This window comes from Klebsiella sp. LTGPAF-6F (assembly GCF_001753185.1).
Taxonomy (GTDB): Bacteria; Pseudomonadota; Gammaproteobacteria; order Enterobacterales; family Enterobacteriaceae; genus Klebsiella; species Klebsiella michiganensis.
Map to the genome: position 1 here is coordinate 34,255 of NZ_CP017452.1, position 24,144 is coordinate 58,398.

At 49.0% G+C, this 24,144-nt stretch carries 31 protein-coding genes and 1 pseudogene; 26 read left to right on the forward strand and 6 right to left on the reverse strand.

The genetic code is table 11. From position 1 onward, the window contains the following. Positions 1–106 precede the first annotated feature (106 nt). From BJF97_RS33850 to BJF97_RS31785, 22 genes and pseudogenes are all read left to right on the forward strand, one after another. Positions 107–804 (forward strand): IS1 family transposase gene (locus BJF97_RS33850; protein ID WP_224252790.1). Its coding sequence is split into 2 segments (ribosomal slippage): positions 107–356 and positions 356–804, totalling 699 coding nucleotides; the frame shifts between segments, so codons are not numbered across the junction. A 298-nt stretch (positions 805–1,102) separates the two neighbouring features. Next, complete coding sequence (locus BJF97_RS35445; RefSeq protein WP_255874637.1) at positions 1,103–1,228, forward strand: hypothetical protein; 126 nt, start codon at positions 1,103–1,105, stop codon at positions 1,226–1,228. A 185-nt stretch (positions 1,229–1,413) separates the two neighbouring features. Then, positions 1,414–1,662 (forward strand): helix-turn-helix domain-containing protein, encoded by a 249-nt coding sequence (locus tag BJF97_RS31695; protein ID WP_064357924.1) that lies wholly within the window; start codon positions 1,414–1,416, stop codon positions 1,660–1,662. Positions 1,663–1,789: 127 nt separating this feature from the next. Next, the gene (locus BJF97_RS31700; protein WP_223226984.1) at positions 1,790–2,218 is read left to right on the forward strand and encodes a hypothetical protein; all 429 of its coding nucleotides are present in this window, start codon (positions 1,790–1,792) and stop codon (positions 2,216–2,218) included. A 66-nt stretch (positions 2,219–2,284) separates the two neighbouring features. Then, entirely contained in the window at positions 2,285–3,025 is a 741-nt protein-coding gene (locus BJF97_RS31705; protein ID WP_064357926.1) for a tyrosine-type recombinase/integrase, read from the forward strand. Between the two features lie 240 nt (positions 3,026–3,265). Further along, on the forward strand, positions 3,266–4,240 hold the full coding sequence (locus BJF97_RS31710) for a plasmid segregation protein ParM (protein ID WP_032440558.1): 975 nt from the start codon (positions 3,266–3,268) through the stop codon (positions 4,238–4,240). Positions 4,241–4,242: 2 nt separating this feature from the next. Beyond that, entirely contained in the window at positions 4,243–4,686 is a 444-nt protein-coding gene (locus BJF97_RS31715) for a plasmid partitioning/stability family protein (protein WP_032440559.1), read from the forward strand. Between the two features lie 441 nt (positions 4,687–5,127). Further along, complete coding sequence (locus tag BJF97_RS31720) at positions 5,128–5,373, forward strand: hypothetical protein (protein WP_032440579.1); 246 nt, start codon at positions 5,128–5,130, stop codon at positions 5,371–5,373. Continuing rightward, entirely contained in the window at positions 5,366–5,863 is a 498-nt protein-coding gene (locus BJF97_RS31725) for a hypothetical protein (RefSeq protein ID WP_032440560.1), read from the forward strand. The genes BJF97_RS31720 and BJF97_RS31725 overlap by 8 nt, the downstream gene beginning before the upstream one ends. Before the next feature lie 117 nt (positions 5,864–5,980). Beyond that, positions 5,981–6,430 (forward strand): JAB domain-containing protein, encoded by a 450-nt coding sequence (locus tag BJF97_RS31730; protein WP_032440561.1) that lies wholly within the window; start codon positions 5,981–5,983, stop codon positions 6,428–6,430. A 44-nt stretch (positions 6,431–6,474) separates the two neighbouring features. Beyond that, positions 6,475–6,741: a helix-turn-helix domain-containing protein gene (locus BJF97_RS31735; RefSeq protein ID WP_023285835.1), complete on the forward strand. Its 267-nt coding sequence runs from the start codon at positions 6,475–6,477 to the stop codon at positions 6,739–6,741. Positions 6,742–7,383: 642 nt separating this feature from the next. Continuing rightward, entirely contained in the window at positions 7,384–7,563 is a 180-nt protein-coding gene (locus tag BJF97_RS31740) for a hypothetical protein (protein WP_023285836.1), read from the forward strand. Between the two features lie 72 nt (positions 7,564–7,635). Next, entirely contained in the window at positions 7,636–8,496 is an 861-nt protein-coding gene (locus BJF97_RS31745; protein WP_070083113.1) for a DUF4942 domain-containing protein, read from the forward strand. Positions 8,497–8,685: 189 nt separating this feature from the next. Further along, entirely contained in the window at positions 8,686–9,024 is a 339-nt protein-coding gene (locus tag BJF97_RS31750; protein ID WP_004187354.1) for a hypothetical protein, read from the forward strand. 97 nt (positions 9,025–9,121) lie between these two features. Next, on the forward strand, positions 9,122–9,352 hold the full coding sequence (locus BJF97_RS31755; protein ID WP_070083114.1) for an Hha/YmoA family nucleoid-associated regulatory protein: 231 nt from the start codon (positions 9,122–9,124) through the stop codon (positions 9,350–9,352). Between the two features lie 298 nt (positions 9,353–9,650). Further along, positions 9,651–9,887, forward strand: coding sequence for a hypothetical protein (locus BJF97_RS33855; RefSeq protein ID WP_177952325.1), 237 nt, complete (start codon positions 9,651–9,653; stop codon positions 9,885–9,887). 84 nt (positions 9,888–9,971) lie between these two features. Next, positions 9,972–10,382 (forward strand): DUF1380 family protein, encoded by a 411-nt coding sequence (locus BJF97_RS31760; protein ID WP_004187342.1) that lies wholly within the window; start codon positions 9,972–9,974, stop codon positions 10,380–10,382. A gap of 61 nt (positions 10,383–10,443) precedes the next feature. After that, complete coding sequence (locus BJF97_RS31765) at positions 10,444–10,749, forward strand: hypothetical protein (protein WP_004187339.1); 306 nt, start codon at positions 10,444–10,446, stop codon at positions 10,747–10,749. A gap of 200 nt (positions 10,750–10,949) precedes the next feature. After that, positions 10,950–11,390 (forward strand): antirestriction protein, encoded by a 441-nt coding sequence (locus tag BJF97_RS31770; protein ID WP_004187338.1) that lies wholly within the window; start codon positions 10,950–10,952, stop codon positions 11,388–11,390. A gap of 43 nt (positions 11,391–11,433) precedes the next feature. After that, positions 11,434–11,718 (forward strand): hypothetical protein, encoded by a 285-nt coding sequence (locus BJF97_RS31775; protein WP_032440566.1) that lies wholly within the window; start codon positions 11,434–11,436, stop codon positions 11,716–11,718. Positions 11,719–11,982: 264 nt separating this feature from the next. Beyond that, positions 11,983–12,950: pseudogene (locus BJF97_RS31780) on the forward strand (IS5-like element IS903B family transposase). 276 nt (positions 12,951–13,226) lie between these two features. Continuing rightward, on the forward strand, positions 13,227–13,547 hold the full coding sequence (locus BJF97_RS31785) for a DUF5983 family protein (RefSeq protein ID WP_064357929.1): 321 nt from the start codon (positions 13,227–13,229) through the stop codon (positions 13,545–13,547). Positions 13,548–13,838: 291 nt separating this feature from the next. Here BJF97_RS31785 and BJF97_RS31790 read toward each other — a convergent pair whose 3' ends face one another. After that, the gene (locus BJF97_RS31790; protein WP_058674280.1) at positions 13,839–14,258 is read right to left on the reverse strand and encodes a hypothetical protein; all 420 of its coding nucleotides are present in this window, start codon (positions 14,256–14,258) and stop codon (positions 13,839–13,841) included. 289 nt (positions 14,259–14,547) lie between these two features. Between BJF97_RS31790 and mobA the strand changes: the two genes are divergently transcribed. Continuing rightward, on the forward strand, positions 14,548–14,859 hold the full coding sequence (gene mobA / locus BJF97_RS31795) for a plasmid mobilization protein MobA (RefSeq protein ID WP_016162079.1): 312 nt from the start codon (positions 14,548–14,550) through the stop codon (positions 14,857–14,859). 2 nt (positions 14,860–14,861) lie between these two features. After that, complete coding sequence (traI, locus tag BJF97_RS31800; RefSeq protein WP_064357930.1) at positions 14,862–16,790, forward strand: TraI/MobA(P) family conjugative relaxase; 1,929 nt, start codon at positions 14,862–14,864, stop codon at positions 16,788–16,790. Positions 16,791–16,939: 149 nt separating this feature from the next. On the opposite strand, the gene BJF97_RS31805 is transcribed toward traI, so the two are convergent. From BJF97_RS31805 to BJF97_RS31825, 5 genes are all read right to left on the reverse strand, one after another. Then, the gene (locus BJF97_RS31805; protein WP_064357932.1) at positions 16,940–17,893 is read right to left on the reverse strand and encodes an Rpn family recombination-promoting nuclease/putative transposase; all 954 of its coding nucleotides are present in this window, start codon (positions 17,891–17,893) and stop codon (positions 16,940–16,942) included. Positions 17,894–18,076: 183 nt separating this feature from the next. Further along, the gene (locus tag BJF97_RS31810; protein ID WP_064357933.1) at positions 18,077–19,771 is read right to left on the reverse strand and encodes an ATP-binding response regulator; all 1,695 of its coding nucleotides are present in this window, start codon (positions 19,769–19,771) and stop codon (positions 18,077–18,079) included. Beyond that, the gene (locus BJF97_RS31815; RefSeq protein ID WP_064357935.1) at positions 19,768–20,262 is read right to left on the reverse strand and encodes a molybdopterin-dependent oxidoreductase; all 495 of its coding nucleotides are present in this window, start codon (positions 20,260–20,262) and stop codon (positions 19,768–19,770) included. The genes BJF97_RS31810 and BJF97_RS31815 overlap by 4 nt, the downstream gene beginning before the upstream one ends. Beyond that, complete coding sequence (locus tag BJF97_RS31820; RefSeq protein WP_064357981.1) at positions 20,255–21,184, reverse strand: glycosyltransferase family 9 protein; 930 nt, start codon at positions 21,182–21,184, stop codon at positions 20,255–20,257. Before BJF97_RS31820 ends, BJF97_RS31815 begins: the two co-directional genes overlap by 8 nt. Before the next feature lie 59 nt (positions 21,185–21,243). Beyond that, positions 21,244–22,086: a helix-turn-helix domain-containing protein gene (locus tag BJF97_RS31825; RefSeq protein ID WP_032440572.1), complete on the reverse strand. Its 843-nt coding sequence runs from the start codon at positions 22,084–22,086 to the stop codon at positions 21,244–21,246. A 609-nt stretch (positions 22,087–22,695) separates the two neighbouring features. Here BJF97_RS31825 and BJF97_RS31830 point away from each other — a divergent pair. Next, on the forward strand, positions 22,696–22,923 hold the full coding sequence (locus tag BJF97_RS31830; RefSeq protein ID WP_032440573.1) for a hypothetical protein: 228 nt from the start codon (positions 22,696–22,698) through the stop codon (positions 22,921–22,923). Between the two features lie 731 nt (positions 22,924–23,654). Further along, a complete protein-coding gene (locus tag BJF97_RS31835) occupies positions 23,655–24,134 on the forward strand; it encodes a lytic transglycosylase domain-containing protein (RefSeq protein WP_064357937.1) in 480 nt (159 codons plus the stop codon). The last annotated feature ends 10 nt before the right edge of the window (positions 24,135–24,144 follow it).

Below are 24,144 nucleotides of genomic sequence, written 5' to 3' on the forward strand. Positions count from 1 at the left end.
TTATGCATACAGTATATTTAACAGCGTGACGATAATCCAGATCGCCTGCCAGGTAATGGTGCCAACTTACTGATTTAGTGTACGATGGTGTTTTTGAGGTGCTCCCGTGGCTTCCATCTCCATCAGATGTCCTTCCTGCTCAGCTACTGACGGGGTGGTGCGTAACGGCAAAAGCACTGCCGGACATCAGCGCTATCTCTGCTCTCACTGCCGTAAAACATGGCAACTACAGTTCACTTACACCACCTCTCAGCCCGGTACGCACCAGAAAATCATTGATATGGCCATGAATGGCGTTGGATGCCGGGCAACCGCCCGCATTATGGGCGTTGGCCTCAACACGATTTTACGTCACTTAAAAAACTCAGACCGCAGTCGGTAACCTCACGCATACAACCGGGCAGTGACGTCATTGTCTGCGCGGAAATGGACGAACAGTGGGGTTATGTCGGCGCTAAATCACGCCAGCGCTGGTTGTTTTACGCGTATGACAGGATACGGAGGACGGTTGTGGCGCACGTATTCGGTGAACGCACGTTGTCCACGCTGGAGCGTCTTCTGGGCCTGCTGTCGGCCTTTGAGGTCGTGGTATGGATGACGGATGGCTGGCCGCTTTATGAATCCCGCCTGAAGGGAGAACTGCACGTTATCAGCAAGCGATATACGCAGCGCATTGAGCGGCATAACCTGAATCTGAGGCAGCATCTGTCAAGGCTGGGCAGGAAGTCACTGTCGTTCTCAAAATCGGTGGAGCTGCATGACAAAGTCATCGGGCATTATCTGAACATAAAACACTATCAGTAAGTTGGAGTCATTACCCGCTATATGTAGTGGCTCCGTCAGCTGGAAACGGCACAAGATATGGTGCCCGCGCCGGCAGCCACGCGACCGTTCCCCTGCCTTCCTCTCCCTGTTGATTTCGCTTTTTCCGGTATTTACGTTTTTTCCGCAATCGCGGCGCCGGCGAAAAGGTATTTTCCGGTGGTTGCGGGCGCAAAAGTCGCAGGGTGAAAAGATAAGGGGGGGAAATTATCAGCCGGTCTGATGTGTGAAGCCCGGCAGGGTTATACAGGGCAGGTGAAAAGGGACAGGAAGAAGCAACATGAAGACGCCAGGCATGCTGTTTGTGCTGCTGCTGGGCGCCGGGTTTCTGACGGGCCGTGATATCAGACAGGAAGTGCGCGTGAAAAAGACGACGAGTCCATTTTGCCCTTCAGCGCCTGTTTAACCGCCTCAAATTCTTCCTGATGTCCATCGTAATCGTTGAGAACCATCGCGTCTCCTGTTGTGTATACGGCGAATTTATTGTTTTAAAATTCCTTAAAATGTTCAAATATGAACATTGTAAGGCTGTAAATAAAGCCGGAATATAGCCAACTAATCCACCCGGACAGAGCATGGGAGTGCGGCGAATTGACCGGATTTGACTTGATCCTTTGGCGACGGGGCCTGAACTGGACCCAGGAACGCGCCGCGGCAGAGCTCGGCATCAGCCGTACCAGCCTGGTAAAATATGAGGACGGTGAGGCTGTGCCCCGGACGATACAGCTTGCCACCGCTGCACTCACGCTGAAAGCGGAATGGCCAACAATGAAGACCATGAGCAAGGACAGGCTGCTGCGGCAGCTGAAGCACGAAGTGCTGAGGCTCAGTAATGAATAAGTCCATCCCTGTTATCGGCTCTTTTATCCCGTATCCGGGATCCCGGCCGCCGGCTGAAATGGTTCATCCTCAACAGGAGATTATATGAAACTAAAAGGATACGTCACCGCTCTGCCGGTGCTGCTGTATGCTACCCGGACAACCCACCGATTATGGGCGCTTCTGTAACGTATCAGGCATCGCCAGCCACGGTGAAACCTACCGTGTCAGTGACAGCCAGGATTTCTGGTTAACCCCGAACGGCCGCTATCTCAGCCAGGCTGAGTACAGCAGTCCGGCAGATACGCTTCAGAAACTGACGGGTGTGGTCAGTGGTGAAGATCCTGACCAGGCGCGGAAGAAGGCTGTCAGGGTGCGGGTGTTCCGAGTCGAAAGTGAGAGCGCGAGTAAAGGTGCGTGCCTGCCCGTACGTTATGACGACAACAACGCACGGCGGAAAATGGATTCGCTGACTAACGGCCGGCGTATGAAGGTGTACAGTGAAGATGCTGGTCAGTCTGGCCAGCTGATTTACGATAATAGTCGCGGTGCCGGCTTCAGTTACAGGTTACTATGAGCCGGTTTCGGCAAAAAAAACTCTAAAATTCAGCCTCCTGCCGGCTGATTACCGGATTTTAAAAAATTGAACACTTTTCCCCTGCAAATTCCTCAGAATTCACGTAGCGACGCCATCGAGACCGGGCGCGTGGCATACGTCTACTTCGATTATGCCGATGCACTGGCGCTGCGGGAGATGGCCAGCCAGGCTGATTTACCCAAATACCTGCTGGCCCCGGAGGTGTCGTTATTTCTGCGATATGTGCCTGACCTGCGCCAGCAGGTCCTTTTCGACACCCTCTGGAACACGGGCGCACGCATTAATGAGGCGCTGGCGCTGACCGGCGCCAGCTTTCAGCTTGACGGTTCCCGGCCGTTTGTCCGGCTGAAGACGCTTAAACAGCGTCAGCGCGGGCGTGGGAGACCCGGGAAGGATGAGGCGGTGTTCCGTATTGTTCCTCTGACCGATCCTCAATATGTCAGAAAGGTGCGTGAGTTTCTGACCACCCTGCGTATTGGCAAACAGCAGCTGCTCTGGCCGGTGCAGAGTGATAACACGCCGCGTAACTGGATCAGGAAAGCGCTGGATCTCGCAAAACGTGACTCTGTCACTTTTAGTATCCCCATCACCTGCCACACGTTCCGGCACAGCTTCTGTATGCACCTGATCCAGCATGGGGTTCCTCTGAAAGTTGTGCAGGCCTACGCCGGGCATTCCCGGCTGGAAACCACTGAAACCTACACGCGCGTGTTTGCGCTCGATGTCGGGCGTCAGTATGGCGTCCGATTCAGCCTTCCTGACAGTCATTTAACACTTCCGGAATAATCCTCATTCCATCCTTATATTTCCATATAAATCTAAATTAATCCTTAATGTTTCTTTATCAGGCCGTTTGCAGGACGGTCTGGCCCTCGTTTGTTGGTTTTTGTTCGTTATTTTTCTGTATTTTTCTACATTAGTGCGTCTTTTTGTCTTTACACGCAAACCCGGATACGTAATAATCCATTTGAATGTTGTATTTTTCCTGATGGATACGGTTTTTTTCTAAATAATGTGAGGTTTGAAATGCGTATTTTTGTTGACGACGGTTCCACCAATATCAAACTGGCATGGGTGGCAGACGGTGAAGTGAAAACGTTGATCAGTCCGAACAGCTTTAAACCAGAATGGTCCATGACGCTGCTGACTGATTCAACGGGGCCGGCTTCCGCCAACTATGAAATTGACGGGGAAAAGTACAGCTTTGACCAGCTGAGCCCTGATGCCGTGCGCACCACGGAAACCCGCTATCAGTACAGTGATGTGAATGTAGTCGCTATCCACCACGCGCTGATGCAGTCCGGCATTGAACCGCAACCGGTTGACATTGTTGTGACGCTGCCGCTGGGCGAGTATCTGGATGAGAACGATCAGCCTGATATGGCCAAAATCGAGCGGAAAAAAGCGAACGTGAAACGCGCGGTGACCGTTCAGGGGCATGAGAGCTTTACCGTGCGTAAAGTCAGTGTGCTGCCAGAGTCGGTCCCTGCAGGCTTCAGTGTGCTGAAGGATCTGGACGATCTGGACTCCCTGCTGATTGTCGATATCGGTGGAACGACGCTGGATATCGCGCACGTTCGCAGCAAAATGTCCGGGTTCACCAAGACGCATTGCGATCCTAAAACCGGCGTATCCATCATCACCGAGGCCGTAAAACACGCACTGGATACCAGCGTGAGTACCCGTACCAGTTCATATTTTGCCGACCGTCTGATCCAGGCGCGAAATGACGATAGTTTTCTTTCCCGTTATCTTCAGAACGCTGACCAGCGGGCCCAGGTAATGAAGGTGCTGCACGAGCGTGAAAAAGCCCTGACGCACCGCGTCACCGATTCAGTTGGCCGCTTTGCCGGCTTCACACACGTCATGGTTGTCGGGGGCGGCGCCAGCCTGGTCGCCAGCGCAGTGAAGCAGGCCACGGGGGTGAGTGACGATCGCTTCTTCGTCAGCGATAACCCGCAGTTCGATCTGGTATTGGGCATGGTGGCAATGAAGGGCTGAGTATGACTGATAACCGTAAGTGCTCGTTTTATATCTATCCGGATCGCAATGCGGCGGACCGGGTAGCCGACGGATTTCTTGAGAAACTGCCTCAGAAAGAGCGCGGCCGCGCGATGCGCGCCATGATGCTCTGTGGTGCCGCGCTGATGAAACAGGACGAACGCCTGCCGTTCCTGATCGCTGAATTTCTGACGGAAGGCACCTCGATGCAGGATATTCAGCGGATCATCAGCAGTACGCTGCCGCAGCAGGATACAGGAGAGATGGCGCGTCTGTTTGAGGCGTTTCTGCAGGCCACCGGCGGCGCCAGTAATACGTTACCGCCGACAGGCGGATCAAGGCCGGAAAACAGCCCTGCCGTGACTCCCGAACCGGCGGCACCGGAGGATAAGAATCTGGAAGAAACCCGTAAGAACGTCCAGCATCTGTTCCCGGATGATGACTAAGGTGAACTTCCGCGCCATCGCTGACAGCTCTAATGTGGAAAATGTGGTGCTGATCAGCGGTGTGCCTGCAGCAGCGGCAGACACTCTGCCGCCGGCAATTTAACTTGATTATATGGCTCATTCGCCGTATTGTTAAGGCTCATTTTTCGGTAGCGCCCCGCCTGGCGAAGGAGTAAAACCATGCAATCATTCCCCCTGTTCGTTTCCCGTGCTGTACCGGTGATCATCAGTGACCATTGCCTGCGGCAGCAGCGCAGCTCCCTGCACCACACGTCATGCCAGATTAACCTGAGTTCAGGAAGTCACCTGCGCTCATGGCCTTTCTGCACGCTATCCAGGCGGGAAATAAGCGACCGGCAACCGGCTAAGCCCCGCGGTTACTGGTTCAGTCACTGTGGCCGGGATGTCATGTTTACGGGGCATATCGATGAGGCAGATCCTATGAAACAGGTCTACTACAACGAAGGCTGGAGCGGTTCGAGCAAGTATACGTTTGAAGTTTATCAGCTGGAGAACGGGAGTTACCGGGCGCTGGTCCGCAAATGGAATGGCAAAATCAATAAGGTGCAGCAGGAAACACAGTACCTGTCTGACACGCGAGAGGGACTGAAACTCCAGGACTATCCCCGCACGCGCCAGGTGAAAATATTTCTGAATTCTGACTTCTGGGAGAAGGGTGATGATTAAGATGGTTAGCGTCGTTCCGCAGCCGGAAACGGTGAAGATGCTCCGGGGAAAAATGGGCATGACTGAAACCGCATTAGGGGCCGTCATGGGGTATGAACTGCGCGCCTGGCAGCGTAAGGAAGCCATCAGCGACGACCTCAGTCAGTACAACAAGACCAGTCTTCGGCCGGGCGAATATAACATGCTGATGCTGATCGCCGGCGTGCATCCTGATTACCGCCTGAACAGGACATTCAGCCCGGATGATATGGTTAAAGAGCCTGCCACGGCCGAAGACGTTCGCCGCCTGCGTCTGGCGCTGGGGCTGAAACACGCAGAAATTGCAGCTCTGTTTGGCTATAAGCCGGCGTCATGGCAGACCAAAGAGAAGGCCGCACAGCGTGGCGTGAAGCTCAAAACCGGGGAATTCAACTTCCTGTTACTGCTGGCCGGTGAGCATCCGTCACTGCAGCTGGTTGAAAAAGTGAAACAAGATCAGCTGCCGACCTGATAAAAGCCCGTTAATTCTGGTTTTTTTATAAAATACTGTATTTACATATAGGACAAAATGTCCTAATATATATTTGTGGCCGGGCAAGGTGCTCAGGTCCCCTACCGAGGGAAATATATGAAATTTTCAGCAGAAGAACTCAACATTATCCGCCAGGCGGATGCCATTATTGCCAGCAAAATTACCACCACGGATTTTATTACCGGTGCAGACGCCGCGCGTTCCTTGCTGCGGTTTCGTCTTGCTGCAGAACCACGCGAATCATTCTGCGCGTTCTTTCTCAACAGTCAGAATGGCGTGATCGCCTTTGAAGAACTGTTTCAGGGAACTATCAACAGTGTCACCGTTCATCCGCGTATCGTCCTGCAACGCGCCCTGCATCATAATGCCGCCGCCGTGGTACTGGCGCATAACCATCCTTCCGCTTTCACTGAACCCAGTCAGGCTGACAAGCTGATCACCGAGCGTCTGGCGCAGGTGCTGGGGATGGTTGACGTCAAAGTCCTCGATCATCTGATTGTGGGCGGCTGCGATATTTTCTCTTTTGCTGAACATGGTCTGATTTGACAACCGCGGCCGCACAGTGGTGCGGCCGGCTCTGGAGGCTTGCTATGGGCAATAAATATACCGTGCCACTGAACGTGGGCGCAATCCGCGAAAGCTGTTTCCGTCCCGCTGACAAATGGACCCCGCCTACGGGGGATGAACTCCGCTATTTGCTGGAAAATGTGCTCAACCTGAGTCAGGAGGGGCTTGCGCGACATGTTGGCGTTAACGGCAGAACGGTGCGCCGCTGGGTGAACGGAGAAAGCGACATCGCGTATTCCGTCTGGTGCATCCTTTGCATCGATGCCGGCTTACCGCCGATCTGGAAATAGCAGCGCAAAACACCGGCGCGAAAATGTGCTTCCTGAAGAGAAGCTGAAGGGCTTGTGCAACTGCGAACCGCAGTACCGAACATCGGTACTGGAATCCAGTGAGGGGCTGAGCCGCTATCTGGCCGGGGCTGAAAACTGAGAAGGTGGCCGCCTCCTGCAGGGGCTATACGGGCATTAAACCTGTATTGCTCTGAAACGCGCTGTACGCCTCTCTGAGTGCTTCTTTAAAAAAGCTGCAACCTTCTCGCATTAATCGCTTTGACGTGTCCAGGCGCGCATTCAGCCCCATTCTGATTTGATTTCGGCCTGGTATTTGCCAGTGAGCCTACTTTAGATATCCGCAGAGCGTTTCCTTCCTGTTCATTTCAGGTCAGTTGCCGTCATTCCCTGGTGGCTCCACCGTTCCCGCAGCGGGTTCAGGCTATCGCGAGTGTCTGATGCCTGGACCTCTGCACCATGCCGGCAAAGTGCCGCCATCTGGATCTAAAAGCAATATTTACAGGGACAGGCGTCAAGGGAAAAACAAAGAAAAGTAATCATATAATGCTTGCTTTATATGGCTCATTAGACGTATAATAATCACATCGAAAGGCAATGAGGCTTTTCGCGGTAGCGCCCCGACTGGCGCAGGAGTAAAAAATTATGAGTAAAGCACTGACCCCTTCCCAGCTTAAAGCTGAACTGGACACGCAGAAAGATGCGCTGCTGAAGGCGTGCCTGTATGCCCTCAACGAAATCCCTAACCGCCGTTTAAGTGGTCCATATTCATCCACGTATGCGCTGGCCGCGCAGGTCAGTAAACTGCTCCAGAGCTGCAAATAATCATTGAAGGGCTGGCATTACCAGCCCTGTTCAACCCTTACGGTAGCGCCCCGCATGGCGCAGGAGTCTGAAATGTCATCTAAAAATACTCTCCCGTCAGTCGATCTGATGTACTGCCAGCATGGCGGTGAAGTGATCCCGTCCATTGCTATTGAGCGCATCATCTCGTTGCGGGATGAAGGTATCCGCGTCTATCTCGACGGCATAGACAAGCTGCGAAAAGCGCGCGATCTGATGCAGCAGGCCGGAGGCTGCCAGTACCTCTATGACTACGACAAAGCCGTAGAGAGCGCCATCAAATGGAGCGACACCACGCCAGATCAGGCCGAAACGGCTATTTCCCGCGTTATCGACGGAAAAATCTGGGATCGGCTGATGACGGAAACCGGTATGTATACGCTGATGAGCAACAAGCAACGTCAGGAATGGGATCGGCAGGTGGCAGGCAAAGAAATGCCGCCGATAACGCTGGATAACGTTATGAGTACGTTCCGGCACCTGAACGCAAGCAAGGCTGATACCTTCACGCAAGGGCTGTTTGATATCTTTAAATCCCTGTCGTGGGATTATAAAACCAATAACCCCTGCATGTTTGGCAAGCGTATCATCATCGCGCCGTTGCTCGATGTCTGGCGCAGTGGTTGGGTGCGCTTCAGCTCAGACGGGCACACCAAAATTGACGATCTGGCGCGGCCGTTCTACGTGCTGGACGGGCGTAACGTGCCTGATTACCGCGTTTCTGACGGTGCCAAACTGGATGCCTTTTTCAGTGAAAACCAGTTCAACGGTAAGGTGTTCGAGTGTGATTACTTCAGCGTGCGATATTACAAAAAGGGCAGCGCCCACATTACGTTTAAACGCCCGGAGCTGGTTGAGAAGATCAATAATCTGGTTGCCAGTCACTATCCCGGAATGTTACCCCCTCGCGTGTAATGCAGACGGCAGGCCGCATTTGCGGCCTGAAATATAAACAGGGAAAGGAAGTATTCCCCGGCCGGAGAAAATCATGCCGGGCATGTATTTATTGCTTGATCAATACGGCTCATTAGACGTATAATAATCACATCGAAAGGCAATGAGGCTTTTCGCGGTAGCGCCCCGACTGGCGCAGGAGTAATAAACATGGCTATTCAATCCCTTCAGTTCCGTAACGGCTCCGTTTCTCTTGGTGATGTTTTTGTTTCCAGCTGGGGTTATGAGCAGACAAATACCTGTTTTTATCAGGTGATCGCCCTGCGCGGTAAGAAAACCGCCGTACTGCGCCGCATCGCTGCGCAGCAGGTGAAAGCAGACAGTGCAATGTCTGGCGAGTTAAAGCCGGTATTGAACGACTTTAAAGGCGAACCCGTGACCCGTCGCATCTGTGAAAACCATGAGCATCCGTCTGTCAGCATTGACGAGTACGAACAGGCTTATAAGACCGATCCTAACGAAAGCCATTTTTACAGCACCTGGGGCTGACCGCCTGCTACGCCCCGCAAGGGGCGTATAGTCGAAGACTTATTCAACCAAAACGTGAATACTATGCGAAATAACAAGGCGCTCAGGACGCAGATACATGGCGGAAACAGTTTATCAGGCGCGGAGGCGTTTTTACCTTCTCCGTTTTCGGCGCAGTCGTAACCCGGACACACTGGAAAAAATGTACGAATCCATGCGGGATCGTGGACAGGTGCCGCCGGAGGACACCGCGGCTTTTGAGGCTGCCGCCGACCATCGCCGCGCAGAGCTGGCATCGGGACGCATCTGGGATAAGATCCCGCCGCATGTCTGGCAGTATGTAAAATAATCACAGCGCCCCTACAAGGGGCGTTTTTTTGCTTGCATACATGGCTCATTAGACGTATAATGTTTTTACTGATTCAAATCAGTACCTTCCTAAACAGCCTTACAGGTGCATTATGACCTCTTCTGAAATCCTCCATAACCTCCCTCAGATTATCACGGCCGTGGCCGCCCTCATTACAGCCATTACCGGGCTGATTAACGTCATGAAGGATAAGGGTAAGGACTGAACCGCCGCAGGGGGCGACAGCCCCCTGCATCCCTAACCGGCAGCGCCCCGACTGGCGCAGGAGTAAAAAAAAGTGACAACGCTGCATATTCGAGAAATTCCCACTGATGGAGCGCCGCCTATCTGTTCAGGCCGCTCAATCTCAGATGATGACCTTTGCGCCTCATGCCAGCATCTCGACTATCGCCCTGGGCACCTCAGCGCCTGCCTGCTGTCAGGTTGCGGGCGTGACGACTGGCCTTCAGAACTGGATGCAAACGGCTACAGCGTTGCCTGTAGCAGCTATGAGCGTGAAAAATCGCTTGATTAATATGGCTCATTAGACGTACAATAATCACATCGAAAGGCATCCGGTCTTTCGCGGCAGCGCCCCGTCTGGCGCAGGAGTTTTACAATGCACGGTAACGTAAATGAAATTTGCGCAAGGCTTCTCGATAGTTTTGATCCACAGCAGCGGATCAGCCTGCTGATCTGGACTGCTGAAGATGTCCATGACTGCACCAGTGATATGAACCTCACTGACGATGAGGCCGAAGCCGTTCTGGCAGAAATCGCGGAATGCAGTTCACACAGCCGTTATGGCGTCGGAAAAGATACCGTCTGGAGCCTGGCAAAGCAGGTGCGCGAAGATGCCGCCCGCGATCGAAAAATAGAGGTCAATGCCGAGGCGCTGCAAAAAGTCGTGGCGCTGGCGGCGCAGTTTATCCGGCTGGAAGAAATCCAGTCTGGTGAAGGAGCTGCACGCAGACTTTATCCGCAGGAGTCTGAGGCGCTGGAGTGCATCACGAAGGTGATTAACGGCTAATTCACGCAGTAACGCAGCGAACTTTCACGGTAGCGCCCCGACTGGCGCAGGAGGAAAAAACATGTCCCAGAATGAAGCCTATTACGACACGCTGGCCCTGATTGAAAAGGGGCAATGGTGTTTCGGCAGTATGGACGAAGAAAACGAAGAGCGGGCAATCAAGGCCGCTAAGGCGCTGGCGCTGTTTGCGCGCCTGAATGAGCAGGACTGCGACGGACACCCGGTTTCCGAAATCATCGTTGATTTTATCGCTAACCTGATGCACCTGGGGGAAGCGATAAATTTTCGTGTGCTCGATGAGGAAAGCGCGGTGATCCCGTTGGTCAGGATCGCAGCCGTACACTTTAACGCTGAAACAAAGTCATAGTAATCATGTGAATCAGAAGGGGGCAGGCGTGATCCTGCCCCCAAAAATGGATAGGGGAAAGAGTTCTCCCGCCTGAAAATATTCAGGCAGGCGGGAATTTTTTGCTTGATTGATATGGCTCATTAGACGTATAATAATCACATCGAAAGGCAATCCGGTCTTTCGACGGTAGCGCCCCGACTGGCGCAGGAGTACAGAAAATGTCTACTGAACTGAATCAACCCGCCATCACTGCACGCATTATCCCCAATAACCGCCGCATGGCCTTTCTGCCACGCCTGTTCGGCGCCTGGTATCTCACAGGTGAGGCCGGTGTCTACAACCTCGCACGTTCTCTCTGCGCCGATTATCAAGGCGGTTCCTGGGAGTTCGTCGAACTGTCTTGCGGTAGCGGCTTCATGTACCCACTGAGCGCAGAGCGCTTCACGGTATCGGTTAGCGGTAACTGGTTCGAAGGGGAATTGTCCGCAGAAGCTACCGGTATCGTGCTGACCCTGTTCACCCTGAACCACATGATCTGGCACGCACATGATGAAGGCTATCAGCACATCTGCGACATGCTGATCACCCAGCAGGAAAAGCTCAAATTATATGCCGACCAGCACGCCGAAGCCGGTTTGATTTACCGCGCGATTGACTGAAACGGCGGCCCCCGCGAGGGGGCCAATACTGACAGGGGGAAAAATGTTAACACTAACTGATATTCGCGCCAGCAATACGGTGCTGGTTACGGAATTTGACGGCGTGCGTGCTGTGCATTTCTGTCTGCATGAAAAATTAAGCGGTAGCGACAACGATCTGTGGTTTCCGCTTGCCAATGGGGCCGACCTGTTCGAGGCGCTGGAAAGCATTATGTGCATCAATTTTGCCGCTGCTAACGTTGTCTCGCTGGAGTTCCTGCGGCAGAACGGGAAGTGCAAAGACTACCGGATCACCTACAACAAGGCCAAATTCAAGCCATTATGTTAGATATCTGACATCATTAAATGTTCATATTTGAACAAAATTAAATTAAAAAATACGTCTAATGAGTTGATAAAATGGCTCATTAGACGTATAATTATTACATCGAAAGGCAGTTGAGCCTTTCGCGGTAGCGCCCCGACTGGCGACGAGGTAAAAAAAATGGAACTCAATGATACTGCAAAATTACCTGACTCTGATGCACGGAAAATTAACGCCGTAGCGTCTCAGGCATACCGGCTTTGTTGAATAAATCGAACTTTTGCTGAGTTGAAGGATCAGATCACGCATCTTCCCGACAACGCAGACCGTTCCGTGGCAAAGCAAAAGTTCAAAATCACCAACTGGCCCACCTACAATAAAGCCCTCATCAACCGTGGCTCCATAACTTTCTGGCTGGATGATGAAGCTATTCAGGCCTGGTATGAGTCGGCAACGCCTTCATCACGGGGAAGACCTCAGCGCTATTCTGATCTCGCCATCACCACCGTTCTGGTCATTAAACGCGTGTTCAGGCTGACCCTGCGGGCTGCACAGGGTTTTATTGATTCCATTTTTACACTGATGAATGTTCCGTTGCGCTGCCCGGATTACACCAGTGTCAGCAGGCGCGCAAAGTCGGTTAATGTCAGTTTCAAAACGTTCACCCGGGGTGAAATCGCGCATCTGGTGATTGATTCCACCGGGCTGAAGGTCTTTGGTGAAGGCGAATGGAAAGTCAAAAAACACGGCCAGGAACGCCGTCGTATATGGCGAAAGTTGCATCTGGCAGTTGACAGCAACACACATGAAATCATCTGTGCAGACCTGTCGCTGAACAATGTGACGGACTCAGAAGCCTTCCCGGGTCTTATCCGGCAGACTCACAGAAAAATCAGGGCAGCATCGGCAGACGGCGCTTACGACACCCGGCTCTGTCACGATGAACTGCGGCGTAAGAAAATCAGCGCGCTTATCCCTCCCCGAAAAGGTGCGGGTTACTGGCCCGGTGAATATGCAGACCGTAACCGTGCAGTGGCTAATCAGCGAATGACCGGGAGTAATGCGCGGTGGAAATGGACAACAGATTACAACCGTCGCTCGATAGCGGAAACGGCGATGTACCGGGTAAAACAGCTGTTCGGGGTTCACTGACGCTGCGTGACTACGATGGTCAGGTTGCGGAGGCTATGGCCCTGGTACGAGCGCTGAACAAAATGACGAAAGCAGGTATGCCTGAAAGCGTGCGTATTGCCTGAAAACACAACCCGCTACGGGGGAGACTTACCCGAAATCTGATTTATTCAACAAAGCCAGGCATACCCTCTTGGCCTCCTGCCTAATCTGAAAATTAACTTCTACTCTATTGACGCCATTCAACTTGAACTGCGTGACAACAGTGGTGATCTTATCTGGCGAGATTTCACGTTCTCCCGCGATTTTATCAACGGTTTTATGCCTTATATCAGACCAATAAATTAGCACTGATTATCGACGGGAGCGGGGGAGAAACTCCCCCGGAAGGAGATTAAGAAATGGTATTAACCGGTATTGAAACAGTAAAGGTAGCGGTGATCTGTACAGGCCACGTCAGCCATCAAGATTCAGAGATTATCCCTGAGTTTCTCTGGAAAAACTGGAAAGAATCCGGAGAGTTCTGGATAAGCAGTACTGCTCACGGTTGGTTATTTCGGTTGTGTGCTCTGCCCGATGAATGGGAGGAGCGTCTGAAAAATTTTGGAGTAAGTGATGGCTGCATATCAAATCTTAGAGTGCTGGAATGTGAAGGATATGACTGGGTTCATTTCCAGGCTGATGCACCCATCGTGGAGGAGCTTCAGCACTGGGACTGGTAAAAAGCTGGAACACTAAAGGGGGTTTAAAAAGCAGAGAAAAAAAGGGAGCCGGATTGCGAGAACAATCCGGCAGGTTGACAAAAGAAAATGTGAGGTTTGCTTATGTCATTATCCATTCTACAGCTTGCCGAGGATCTTGCAAAGGGTAAGCGAATGAGAGTACCACCGATGAACGGACCGGAGTGGCGACACTTCTGTTTCTGGCTTGAATATTACATGGGATACAGTATGTAAAGTAACGAACGGCGCTCATGGAAGCGCCGTTTTTTTTAACTTTCAGCAGGGGGAATTTCACGCCTGGACTGGCGTTTTATCATCAGTAGATGAAGAGACCCGCTTTCTCTGACGTGTTCTTTTTCCTTCAGTAATCTCTTTTAAATCTTTAAGCGTCACGTCATGAAAACCAAAGTTTTTAAGGTGCTCAAGGATTTCGCTGAGTGTGTATCCCTTGTTTTTAATCAGCGTCTCAATATCACTTTTCAGGGAATCAAGTACATCTCGTTTCTGTAATCTTTCTTGCGTCACATCTGGGAGTTCAGCCAGCTGACCTCGAATAGATTCGATGTCTGTTGTGCTGTACAGCTTCGATTTTTTGGCAACCATTCTGGAATCCTCCACCGGAAAATTTTTCATTGTATCTACCGAAAAAATCATTACAAGCAGAGCAGAATTTTCTGCGTAAAAATTTGGATAACCAGCTCCGGAAATCATAATCCCTTAGCGTTAGAGGAAGCGTAGCCTATCCCGTTCTCTGTGAAACACAGGCGATGATGTGCCTTGCATGAATATCAATATACCTGAACTAGCGCAGCGTACTCCCTTTGTCATCTGGCATACAGGTTGCAAATTTGCTAAACTCATTTGCGAAGTTCAAAAGCGGGACAGGATATGTTTTGTATTACCGCCACCACGGTGGCAGCAATCCAAAACTCCTGGTCAGGGCGAAGCCCCGACACCCCATACCGTGCTAACTGTAGGACCGAAAGGAAGATTTAGCGTCATGAGTAAGAGTGAGCGACGTAACAGAACAGCCACTCTTCCGCCGGTAAGATGTCTTCCGGAAGAGCGGGATGAGATACGTCAAAAGGCGGAGGATGCAGGTCTCAGCATTGGTGCATTTATGCTTAGGGCTGCGTTAGGAAGGAAGATTGCCCCGCAGACAGATCACAAACTCATTAACGAGCTTTCACGTCTTGGCGGTTTACAGAAGCACCTCTTTAAAGAAGGGAACGGGGTCGGCAGTAAGGAGTACGCAGAGATACTGCAGGCCATCAAGGCAGCCATTTTCAGGATAGAGCAAAAGAACGACTAGACATGAACGCCATCATTCCACCCAAACGTCGCGACAAGAAGTCCAGCTTTGTTCAGCTGGTCGCGTACGTTTCTGTGCGTGATGATGTCCCGTTAAAAGACGAACTGAAAGAAGACCAGCGTTTCCAGCGACCGTCACGTTCCCGCCAGGCCATTTTTGATCGCCTTGTTGATTACATGAACCGTAGCGAAGGAACGATCACCGAGCAGATAACTGACATGAGTCCGGAAGGAGACGTCCGCTGTTCTGTTGACGGTGTTATCTGTCAGCATAACCTGATGTCGGTTGAAACAGCCGCAATGGAGATGAATAGCATTGCTATGCAGAACCTGCACGTAAAGGATGCGGTTTATCACTATATTTTGAGCTGGCAGGAAGATGAAAATCCTTCTGACGATCAGGTTTTTGATAGTGTGAAATACTCACTCAAGCGCCTGGGTATGGAAGAAAACCAGTATGTTGCGGGGATTCACCGTGATACGGATAATCTGCATGTTCATGTTGCGGCTAACCGCGTCCACCCGGTTTCTTATCGTGCGGCTAATGTCTGGAATGACGCGGATAAACTTCAGCGTACCTGCCGCGAACTGGAACTGAAGCACGGATTTAAAGTGGATAACGGAAGCTGGGTTCGTGATGCTGACAACAACATTGTGCGGGCCAGAAAAGGGTACCGCAATGCACCACGTTCAGCGCGACAGCTTGAACACTTTTCTGATAAAGAGTCTCTTCATCATTTTGCAGTCCAGCATGTTCGTAAACCTGTTAATGCCATGTTCCGAGAGAAGAACGCGTCATGGGAAAAACTGCATCAGGTCATGAATGATGCTGGTTTAATGTTAGAGACTTCCGGCAAAGGATTGATCGTGCGTGATGTGTGTGGCGATGAGAAACTGGCCGTTAAATCATCGCGGGTTCACCCTAGTATGACGCTTTCCCGTCTTGAGCCTGCGCTGGGAACCTTTGTTCCCTCCCCACGTTCTGCGGAAATGGTTAAGCAAAGTGTTCAGACGCCTTACAGTGACAAACTGCATGTCCGCGATCGTGGTGCCCGTGCGAAGCGCCGGCAGGCACGCGCTGACGCCCGTATCGATTTGCGCGAACGCTACGGGAAGTACCGCAACGCCTGGAAAAAACCTGACCTTCACGCCGCTGAACGATTCCGGGCTGTGTCCGCTGCATTTAAAGAACAGAAGACCCATATCCGGGATAACGAGAAAGACGCGCATATGCGTAAGCTCATGTACCACATCGTGGAGTTTGAACGTGAGAAGTCGATGGCAGCGCTGCGTATTGCACTGAAGGCAGAACGCCAGAAGTTGTATGACGAGGGCATGATGCGGCCGCTGACCTACCGTGCCTGGACCGAACAACAGGCGCTTCACGGCGATCAGGCTGCGCTCAGTCAGTTGCGTGGCTGGTCTTACCGACAGAATCGTAAAAACCGGACACCGCAGGCCTCTGAAAATATTATTTACTGTGCACCTGCAGATGACACTTCGTTGCTCAAAGCAGATGGTTACGAGGCCCGCCTGCATCGTGACGGCGCGGTTGTCTATTCCCGCCAGGGGCAGGATGCCATCATTGATCGGGGAGACCGCGTTGAAGTCATTAATCCGTATGATGACGGTGACCTCAACACGCGCATTGCCGTTGACATGGTGGCCTGGAAATCAGGCGAGCGTGTCGAATTCAGCCGGGATGGCTGTTTCGCATATGCTGCCGGCGATGCGGTGGCTGCGCACAACCTGCATCATCGTGACAGTATCATCGTGCCGAGTGACCGGGAACAATACGACTATACGCGGGAGAAGTTTAACCAGCTGAAAGGCCGGTATACGGACAGTGAACGGGAGGCACTTCGTCAGCAATATGACGAACGTTATTACGACGATGTCCGTAATAATGACGACAGCAGTTATAAGCCATAAAACCGCTTCGGTGCAGCATTAAGACGACAGAGCATCTGAGGGGATGTCAGGGTATTTGACTGTGCTGTCGCAGGCGGATCTGAAGGGAATTTCTCCCTGTCCCCACAAGCGTACGCTGATGGCCAGACAGGGAGTGCCAGGAAACGTGATTAGTGGCGGATCTGCGCCAGTTCGTCTTCCGTCAGACCAGTCATTTTCATGACGGTGCTACGGTCGATACCGTTCTGCAGCATGGTACGGGCTATTTTCAGAGTGGCCTGACGCTCACCTTCTGAACGACCTTTTTCAATACCGCGCTGTTCACCGAGCTGCAGACCTTCAGCTCTGCCCTTCTCGATACCTTTTTGTTCAAGCTGTTGTGCGATGGTCATAAGTGCGTCTCCGTGTTGCGGCACACGCTGTGCCAGTTCGCGTACAAAGGCTTCGGCGTCAGCTGTTTCGCCTGCCTGTACAATATAGTGTACCAGCGATATTACCTGTGATGAAGAGAGATATCCGGCCAGTAAAATGGGGGCCAGTCGATCAACCAGTTCAGCCAGGTCCCGCTGATGAATGTGTTTCTGCAGTAAGGTCAGGGCAGCCATACTGCGATGTCCGGCGATTTCATCATCCGGGATGACCGTAACGTCTACAAGAGGGAAAGCGCTGCTGTAAAGTTTGCCTGCCAGCGCCGGATCGTCAAACTCATCCAGCCACCGGGTGGAGTAAGGATACGGGGTGCGTTTCCCCGTATAGAACAGCACCGGTATCACCAGTGGCAACTTTTTATGGCCGGAATCAAGATGACGCTGCATCGCGGCTACCGCATACCGGATTAGACGAAAGGCCATATGCTTATCCGGAGACGACTGGTGTTCAATGAGTACATGGACATAGCCTTCCCCAGTTGTCGTTTTCAGGCTGTAGAGCACGTCACTGAAATACTGGCGGAGATCATCCTCAACGAACGAGCCGGATTCCAGTTTGAGCGTGCTGAGATCGCAGACGGTGCGCAGCTCTGCAGGCAGGTGAATTTCCATGAACTCCCGGGCAATATCCGGTTGCGTCAGGAACTGCCTGAATGTGGCATCGTGGGGAGTGGGGGTGCTGTTTTTTTTCTTCATCGGCAATAGCCTGTTAAAAATGACATGGAGATGTTATCACAACCCGGAAAAGTAATAATTGTCGCTGAAAGGAATGACCATCCGCCATTCTTTATGGGGGCGGTTAGGATCGTTGCCTTACACTAAACTGCCCCCAGGAAAATCATTTACGGATACAATGCTGGCCTTGATTTTGTGTCCGATCTATCTATCTGAATATATTTTCTCGATACTTTTGCGTATATCGTTAAGCCTGACTGGTTTTGTAAGAAGCTCAACCCCATCGACTGGACTCTCGCTGGAGTAAGCGCTGATGAAAATAAAGGGTGTTTGTGTGTTGGGACCTGAGCTTTTTTTTACTGCCATATAAAGCTCGTCGCCGGTCATGATTGGCATCTGCAGGTCACTAAGCACAAGATCGTATGGTTTACGTCGCAACTTCTCCAGCGCCCTTTCCGGAGATGAGGTATATTCTACTTGAAATATACCCTGTAAAATTGATGCGAGCGACTCACAAACCAACTCATCATCATCAATTATCAATATGCTGAGGTCGTTAGCCGTAAAACCTTCATTTCGAATAACATCGGAAATAGCCAATTCTTCTTTAGTCGATTTTTTTACAGGCAGCGTTATTCTGAATAGACTTCCAAGCCCTAACTCACTTTTGACACTTATACGTCCATTCATTGTTTTGACAACCCCCATAACAATGGCAAGCCCCATACCAAATCCGGGGACTTTTACTCCATCAGCTACTCGTATGAAAGGGAGGAATATCGATTTTAGTTTATCCTTTGGGATGCCTCTTCCTGTATCTTCAACCTCTATGACAAGTGTTCTATCACCTTCTAAAAAAGCATTTATAGTTATGTGACCTTTGTCGGTGTACTTTATGGCATTAGTTACTAAGTTTTCTGTGATCTGTGCAATCCTGAAAGGGTCGCTTATTATATGACTATCGCTAATATTGCCTATTCTAATATCAATAGAATGTTTATTGGAAATTGATTCACATTCGCTAACTGTATCTTTTATAAGTTTGGCAAGATTGAATGATATGTTGTTTACCACTATATTTCCATTGTCAACCTTAGCGAACTCTGCCAGGTCTTTCATCTGGTTTTCCATCCTCTTCGCGGCATTCTCCAGTCTTTCAATATGTTTTGAATCCAATCCTGAGTTTTTTAAGGATATTATTTCAATTGAAGATGTGATTGCCTGTAGAGACGTTTTTAATTCATGGCCTAATGCACCCAAAAAAGCATTTTTATTATTAAATGCAGCTTTTTCAGCTTCTAATAATTTATTGGTTTTATATAGCTGAAAAGCTACTATGATAAACATAGCAAAGATTAAAACTGTTACGATTGCCAGTAAAATAATAAGGCTTTGCCTTTTTTCTTTAAAGTCCTCAAGGGCTTTTGTTCTTTGATTGACCTCGGCATGGTCTGCTAAGTTGTTCAATGATTTTGAGTCTGGCTCAATTTTATTAACTAACTCAATAACTTTTACAATGTTTGGGTTGGGGGTGTTTATATACGTGTCTACCGCTTTTATTTTGTAATAAATAGAATCTATGATCTGCTTATACCCTTCTTGATTATATAAAGGTTCAGTCGATTCGCTCCTTGCTCTAATAACATGAATTCGGGAATAAAGGATATCTAGCTTTAATCGGATTTTATCCATATCTTTGTCTTCGCTCTTAACAAGAGAGTAAAACTCAGACAATTGGATTGAAAACTTTGCAATAGCCCATGCATAGTTTTCCTGAGTGCCGCTTATGGCATAAAAAGACTTGTCAGACAACATAGAATCGTATCTAACTATTGTCGATACAACAAAAGTTAATGTAACTGCCATTCCAGACAAAAGAATAAGGAATTTCTTTTTCATTTTAGCACCGTAATTTTGTTAACCTGCCAAATGAATCTTGATAAATACAATGGGTTGTTTATCTCACTAGCGTGCTCATCGAGTGGGTATATAACGAAGTAAGGACCAAAATTTCTTACTTTAAGTTTTTTACCATTCATTTTGTAAGCAAAAATGATGTTGTAATTTTCAACATCTGAGACAGGGATATCAATTGAGTAATCATTTAGTGCGCTCATTCTTAATGTTCTCCCTTGAGCACCGACTAACTTTAATATGTCTTTAACTCTAACACCCTCAAAATCTACTTTAGTTTTTGGTTTCGTCCACGGTGTCATTGTCTTTATGTGTGCCATTGGCATTTTAATAAAGTCATTGAATGTGAGTGTGTATCCAATGTCATTGTTTTTATGGCTAATCATTCCGTCAATATTTATATCTTCAGTCGCAGCCATTGTTTGAGAGGTCACAAACAAAATCGTGGCGAAAAATGAAAGTTGAAACTTATGCATAAAATTCCTCAAATTCTTTATTTAATACTTCCAGCATATAATCATCTTCGCTGCAATGAACACCTGCGGTATGGTTATTTCCGATATAAATTGATTCACATTTAGTATAGTAAAGACTACGCAACTCAGGTTTGACGGTGGTAAATATACACCTTGTGGGTATATTAAAGCCTGCTCCTAAATGAAGCGCAGAAGAATCGCAGGTATACAAAAAACATGCATGTTTTATGATTCCTGCGAAAGATAACGTATCACTGGATATGTTGCTTATATTAAAGAAATTAGGGTGATCTACGTCATTGAAACCTAATACTTTAACGCCGAACTCGTGGCTCAATTCTTCAACAATTTCAACATGAAATCGTGAGGGGATGCTTCTTATCTTTGTACTCGCGTTAGGACAAAACAGTATATACTCCCCCAGATCAAAATCTGGTACATCTGTGTTTAAAAGCCAGGAGTTATTTTTGATGTTATCATTAATGCTTTTGGGGTTGATTCCAAGATTAGTTAGAAAAAAATCATGCATCTCGATGCTATCAAAATCTTCCCAATAAAGCTGATTTCCCATATCTATATTAACGTCTGTATGGTTGATTTTAGCGATGTCAAAAGGTAAGTATAATAACTTATCAATAATGCCTGATGCCATGTGATAAATTTGTTCGACATAGTCCTGGCAATGCTCCGGCCTAATCAATGTTATATGAATATCCGGATTTATAGATTTAATTGCATGCAGAGCAGAGATTCCAATGATTGAATCTCCAAGGGTTACCCCTAATCCATTAATTATGGTGACTTTTTTTATTTTTTTATAATCAACCTCAACCTTGTTTAATGCATTGTTATATACTGTTTTATATGCCAATGGTGCAAGATCACCAACAGGCTTTTTTTTATTCACTCCATAGGGAGACACGATGTATCTCCCATTCAACAGAAGACTACCTGTATATTCTAATAAGCATCTGTTCATGGCTATTTGTTTGGAAAAAACTTATCTACATTTGATTTTATAACGAAAGATTTTATAGGCTTTTCATAGGGGCCAATAATATCAAGTTCGTTAATAGCTCTTGAGATCTCGCTATCAACTGCCCCGGATAACTGTCCTGTTAAAACCATAACCATCGCATGCTTATTTCCTGATGATCTGATTTTTTTAATTGTATTGAAAACGGTTTTATTATCTACAATCCAATCTAATATGTATGCATCGAACGGGGTTTGTTCGATAGCATCATCTAATTCATCTATACTATAGAATTCCTTTATTGTGTATCTATCCCCTTCAAGAAGAGATGATAGGCTCTGGACGATATTTTTATCGTCATCAAGCACAGCAATTCTATGCTTTTCTTTGTCTATTTTTTTTGGAATAATTTCGATTAAATCAATATTCATTTTTGATTCAAATAGCACATCATCACGGATACTGCTCGTTTTAACAACATGCCACACATCATTTATTTTTAATGCAGAGTAATTTGTCGGTTCCGATGGGTTTTCAGAAATATAGATCTTACAGGGCTCATTCAATTCCCCATCGCTCCAAACTGCCTCATGAACTTCAACATCCTTATTAGATTGTTCCTGATAGTAAAGTCGAAAAAAATCATCCAGCCTCATACCAACGGAATGCACAACTTCAAGCAACTGCTGAACTCGCCATTCACTTCCTCCTGCCAATTTTTTAGTGGCCGCAGTAGAAGACATCTCAAGGACATGCCCCACATGCATTGAATGTTTCTTCTCCGGTACGCCACCACTCGTTAGAACTTTTGCAACCAGATCTCCGACCCAGTTTGTGTTGTTATTCATCACTTTTCACCTCTTGTTTGGAGCGTCACGCATAAAGTAACTACAGGTATAAGGCAGAGGCATTTTATCAGTAAAAACAATCTTTTCCGATAACTTTACTCCTAAAGGTTTTAACCTGAGGTTGTGAATTTGCCGTATAACTCAACCACAGGTTGACATGTGCAGATGGTTCTATAACATATGCGTTAGAGTTACACATATGCACAACCTGGGGTTGGTTTGTTGCTGTGGCTATAAAACAGCGCCTGGGAAGGGGTGAGCTCGAAGTTCAAAAAGGGATGTAAGTCAGTAGCTATTACACCGTGGCTTGCCCATCACTTTTTTGTATACGCAACAATGTTGGTTTTTTTAAATTGCTCTTTAACAATGTGTAAAATCGAATTGATACAGAGTTCCTATTTAGACCCCTACGCAAAAATGCGACGTATCAAGCGGGACGATCTGTCGCTTGAGAAGGTTACCTCTGTGAAAGCAGACGTGGAACGGGCAACACTGATACGGTAAACGAAGTATCTAGCGTAATTATAAAGTATTGATTAAAGCCCACTGAAGAGTGGGCTTTGCTTAATCACTTTTATATGCCTTCCGGCAAAAGCAAGAGGAGAAATAATGGCAATTAATGCGCCGCCTGAAAAAAGGAAAAACCGTACATCAGATAATGTCATTTACATTGGTGCTGAACGTAAAGATAGAATAGATCAAATGACTATTGAGATTTCTTACAGTACCAAGAAGAAAGTCTCTACAGCTCGTTTTTTCCAATTTTTAATTGATCATTATGGAGAAAATGCAAAGAATGAATTTATTGAAGCGATAATAAAGTCGGATGATTCCTGACCTTATCTAAGTTTCCGTCTAGCACCTTTCCTGACGTATCTATGTATATTACTTTGTTTTCTATCAAGTTAAGTGTTTCGGTCTAATACCCCCGTTTCGTCGGAGCCATCATTATGAAACATCTACTTCCAGGGCTGCTTATCCCCGCAGTTCTGGCTGGCTGTGTCTCACACTCAGCCAGCACTGACGCCCCTGCCAGCATATACATCGATGGTCTAATCGCAGACAGCGCTCAGACTATCAGCCAGGCCCAGACCGGCCTTCACCAGACAGGACCGAATCCGGCCCGACCGGTATCCCCTACTGCACTGATTAAACCGTTACCACCTTCAACGCCTGTCAGACCAGGAGTGATCGAACCTTACCGAAGCCCGTCCCTTCCGGTATCGCAAAACGTTCAACTGCCGGTACTGAGCCATGTTTCCTACAACGGGCGCCCGGGACCTTTATCATTCCCGCAACGCGCTGGTTACGCCCGGAACATTACCGTTCAGGATGCCGCACAACGCATCATTCCTGTCGGCTGGTCAGTCAACTGGTCCCCGGGTCTGGAAAAAGTGCGCCGGCAACGGGTGAACCTGTCTCTTAACGATCAGTGGCCGCGCGTACTCAATAATCTGGTCTCGGCGAAGTCGCTCTACGCGACGGTTGAATGGGGACAGTCACGAATCACGATAACCTCATACAGCCCCCGACCTCGTCTCTTCAGCCATCAGTAACGGGAGGGGTCCATGAAACTGCCGGCAATTTTTCTTTGCTCCCTGCTTTTTCTGCCCCAGGCGCAGGCCTACTGTTTTAACTATGCCGCATCGAAGTACAACCAGAACCCGCTCGTCGTTGAATCCATCGCAATCTGGGAAAGCAGCCTCCGCCCTGACGCTGTCGGCCGTAACTACGATAAAGCCGGCAGGCTGCTCAGCTCTGATTATTGCCTCATGCAAATCAATACGGCGAACGTCCGGGCGCTGGTATCGATGGGTGTCATTTCTTCTGCTGACGATCTGTTAAAAGACCCGTGCTTATGTGTTCAGGCCGGCGCCTGGGTGCTTGCAAAACACCTGAAAAAATGTGGTAACACCTGGCGTTGTCTCGGCTCCTATAACGCCGGTTTCTCAGATGACCCGAAACAGGAACTAAAACGTCAGAACTACGCCGCAGAAATCCGCTCCATCTACGAACGCCTGTACGCCAGGCAGCACCGTGCCAGTTAAACCGCACAGA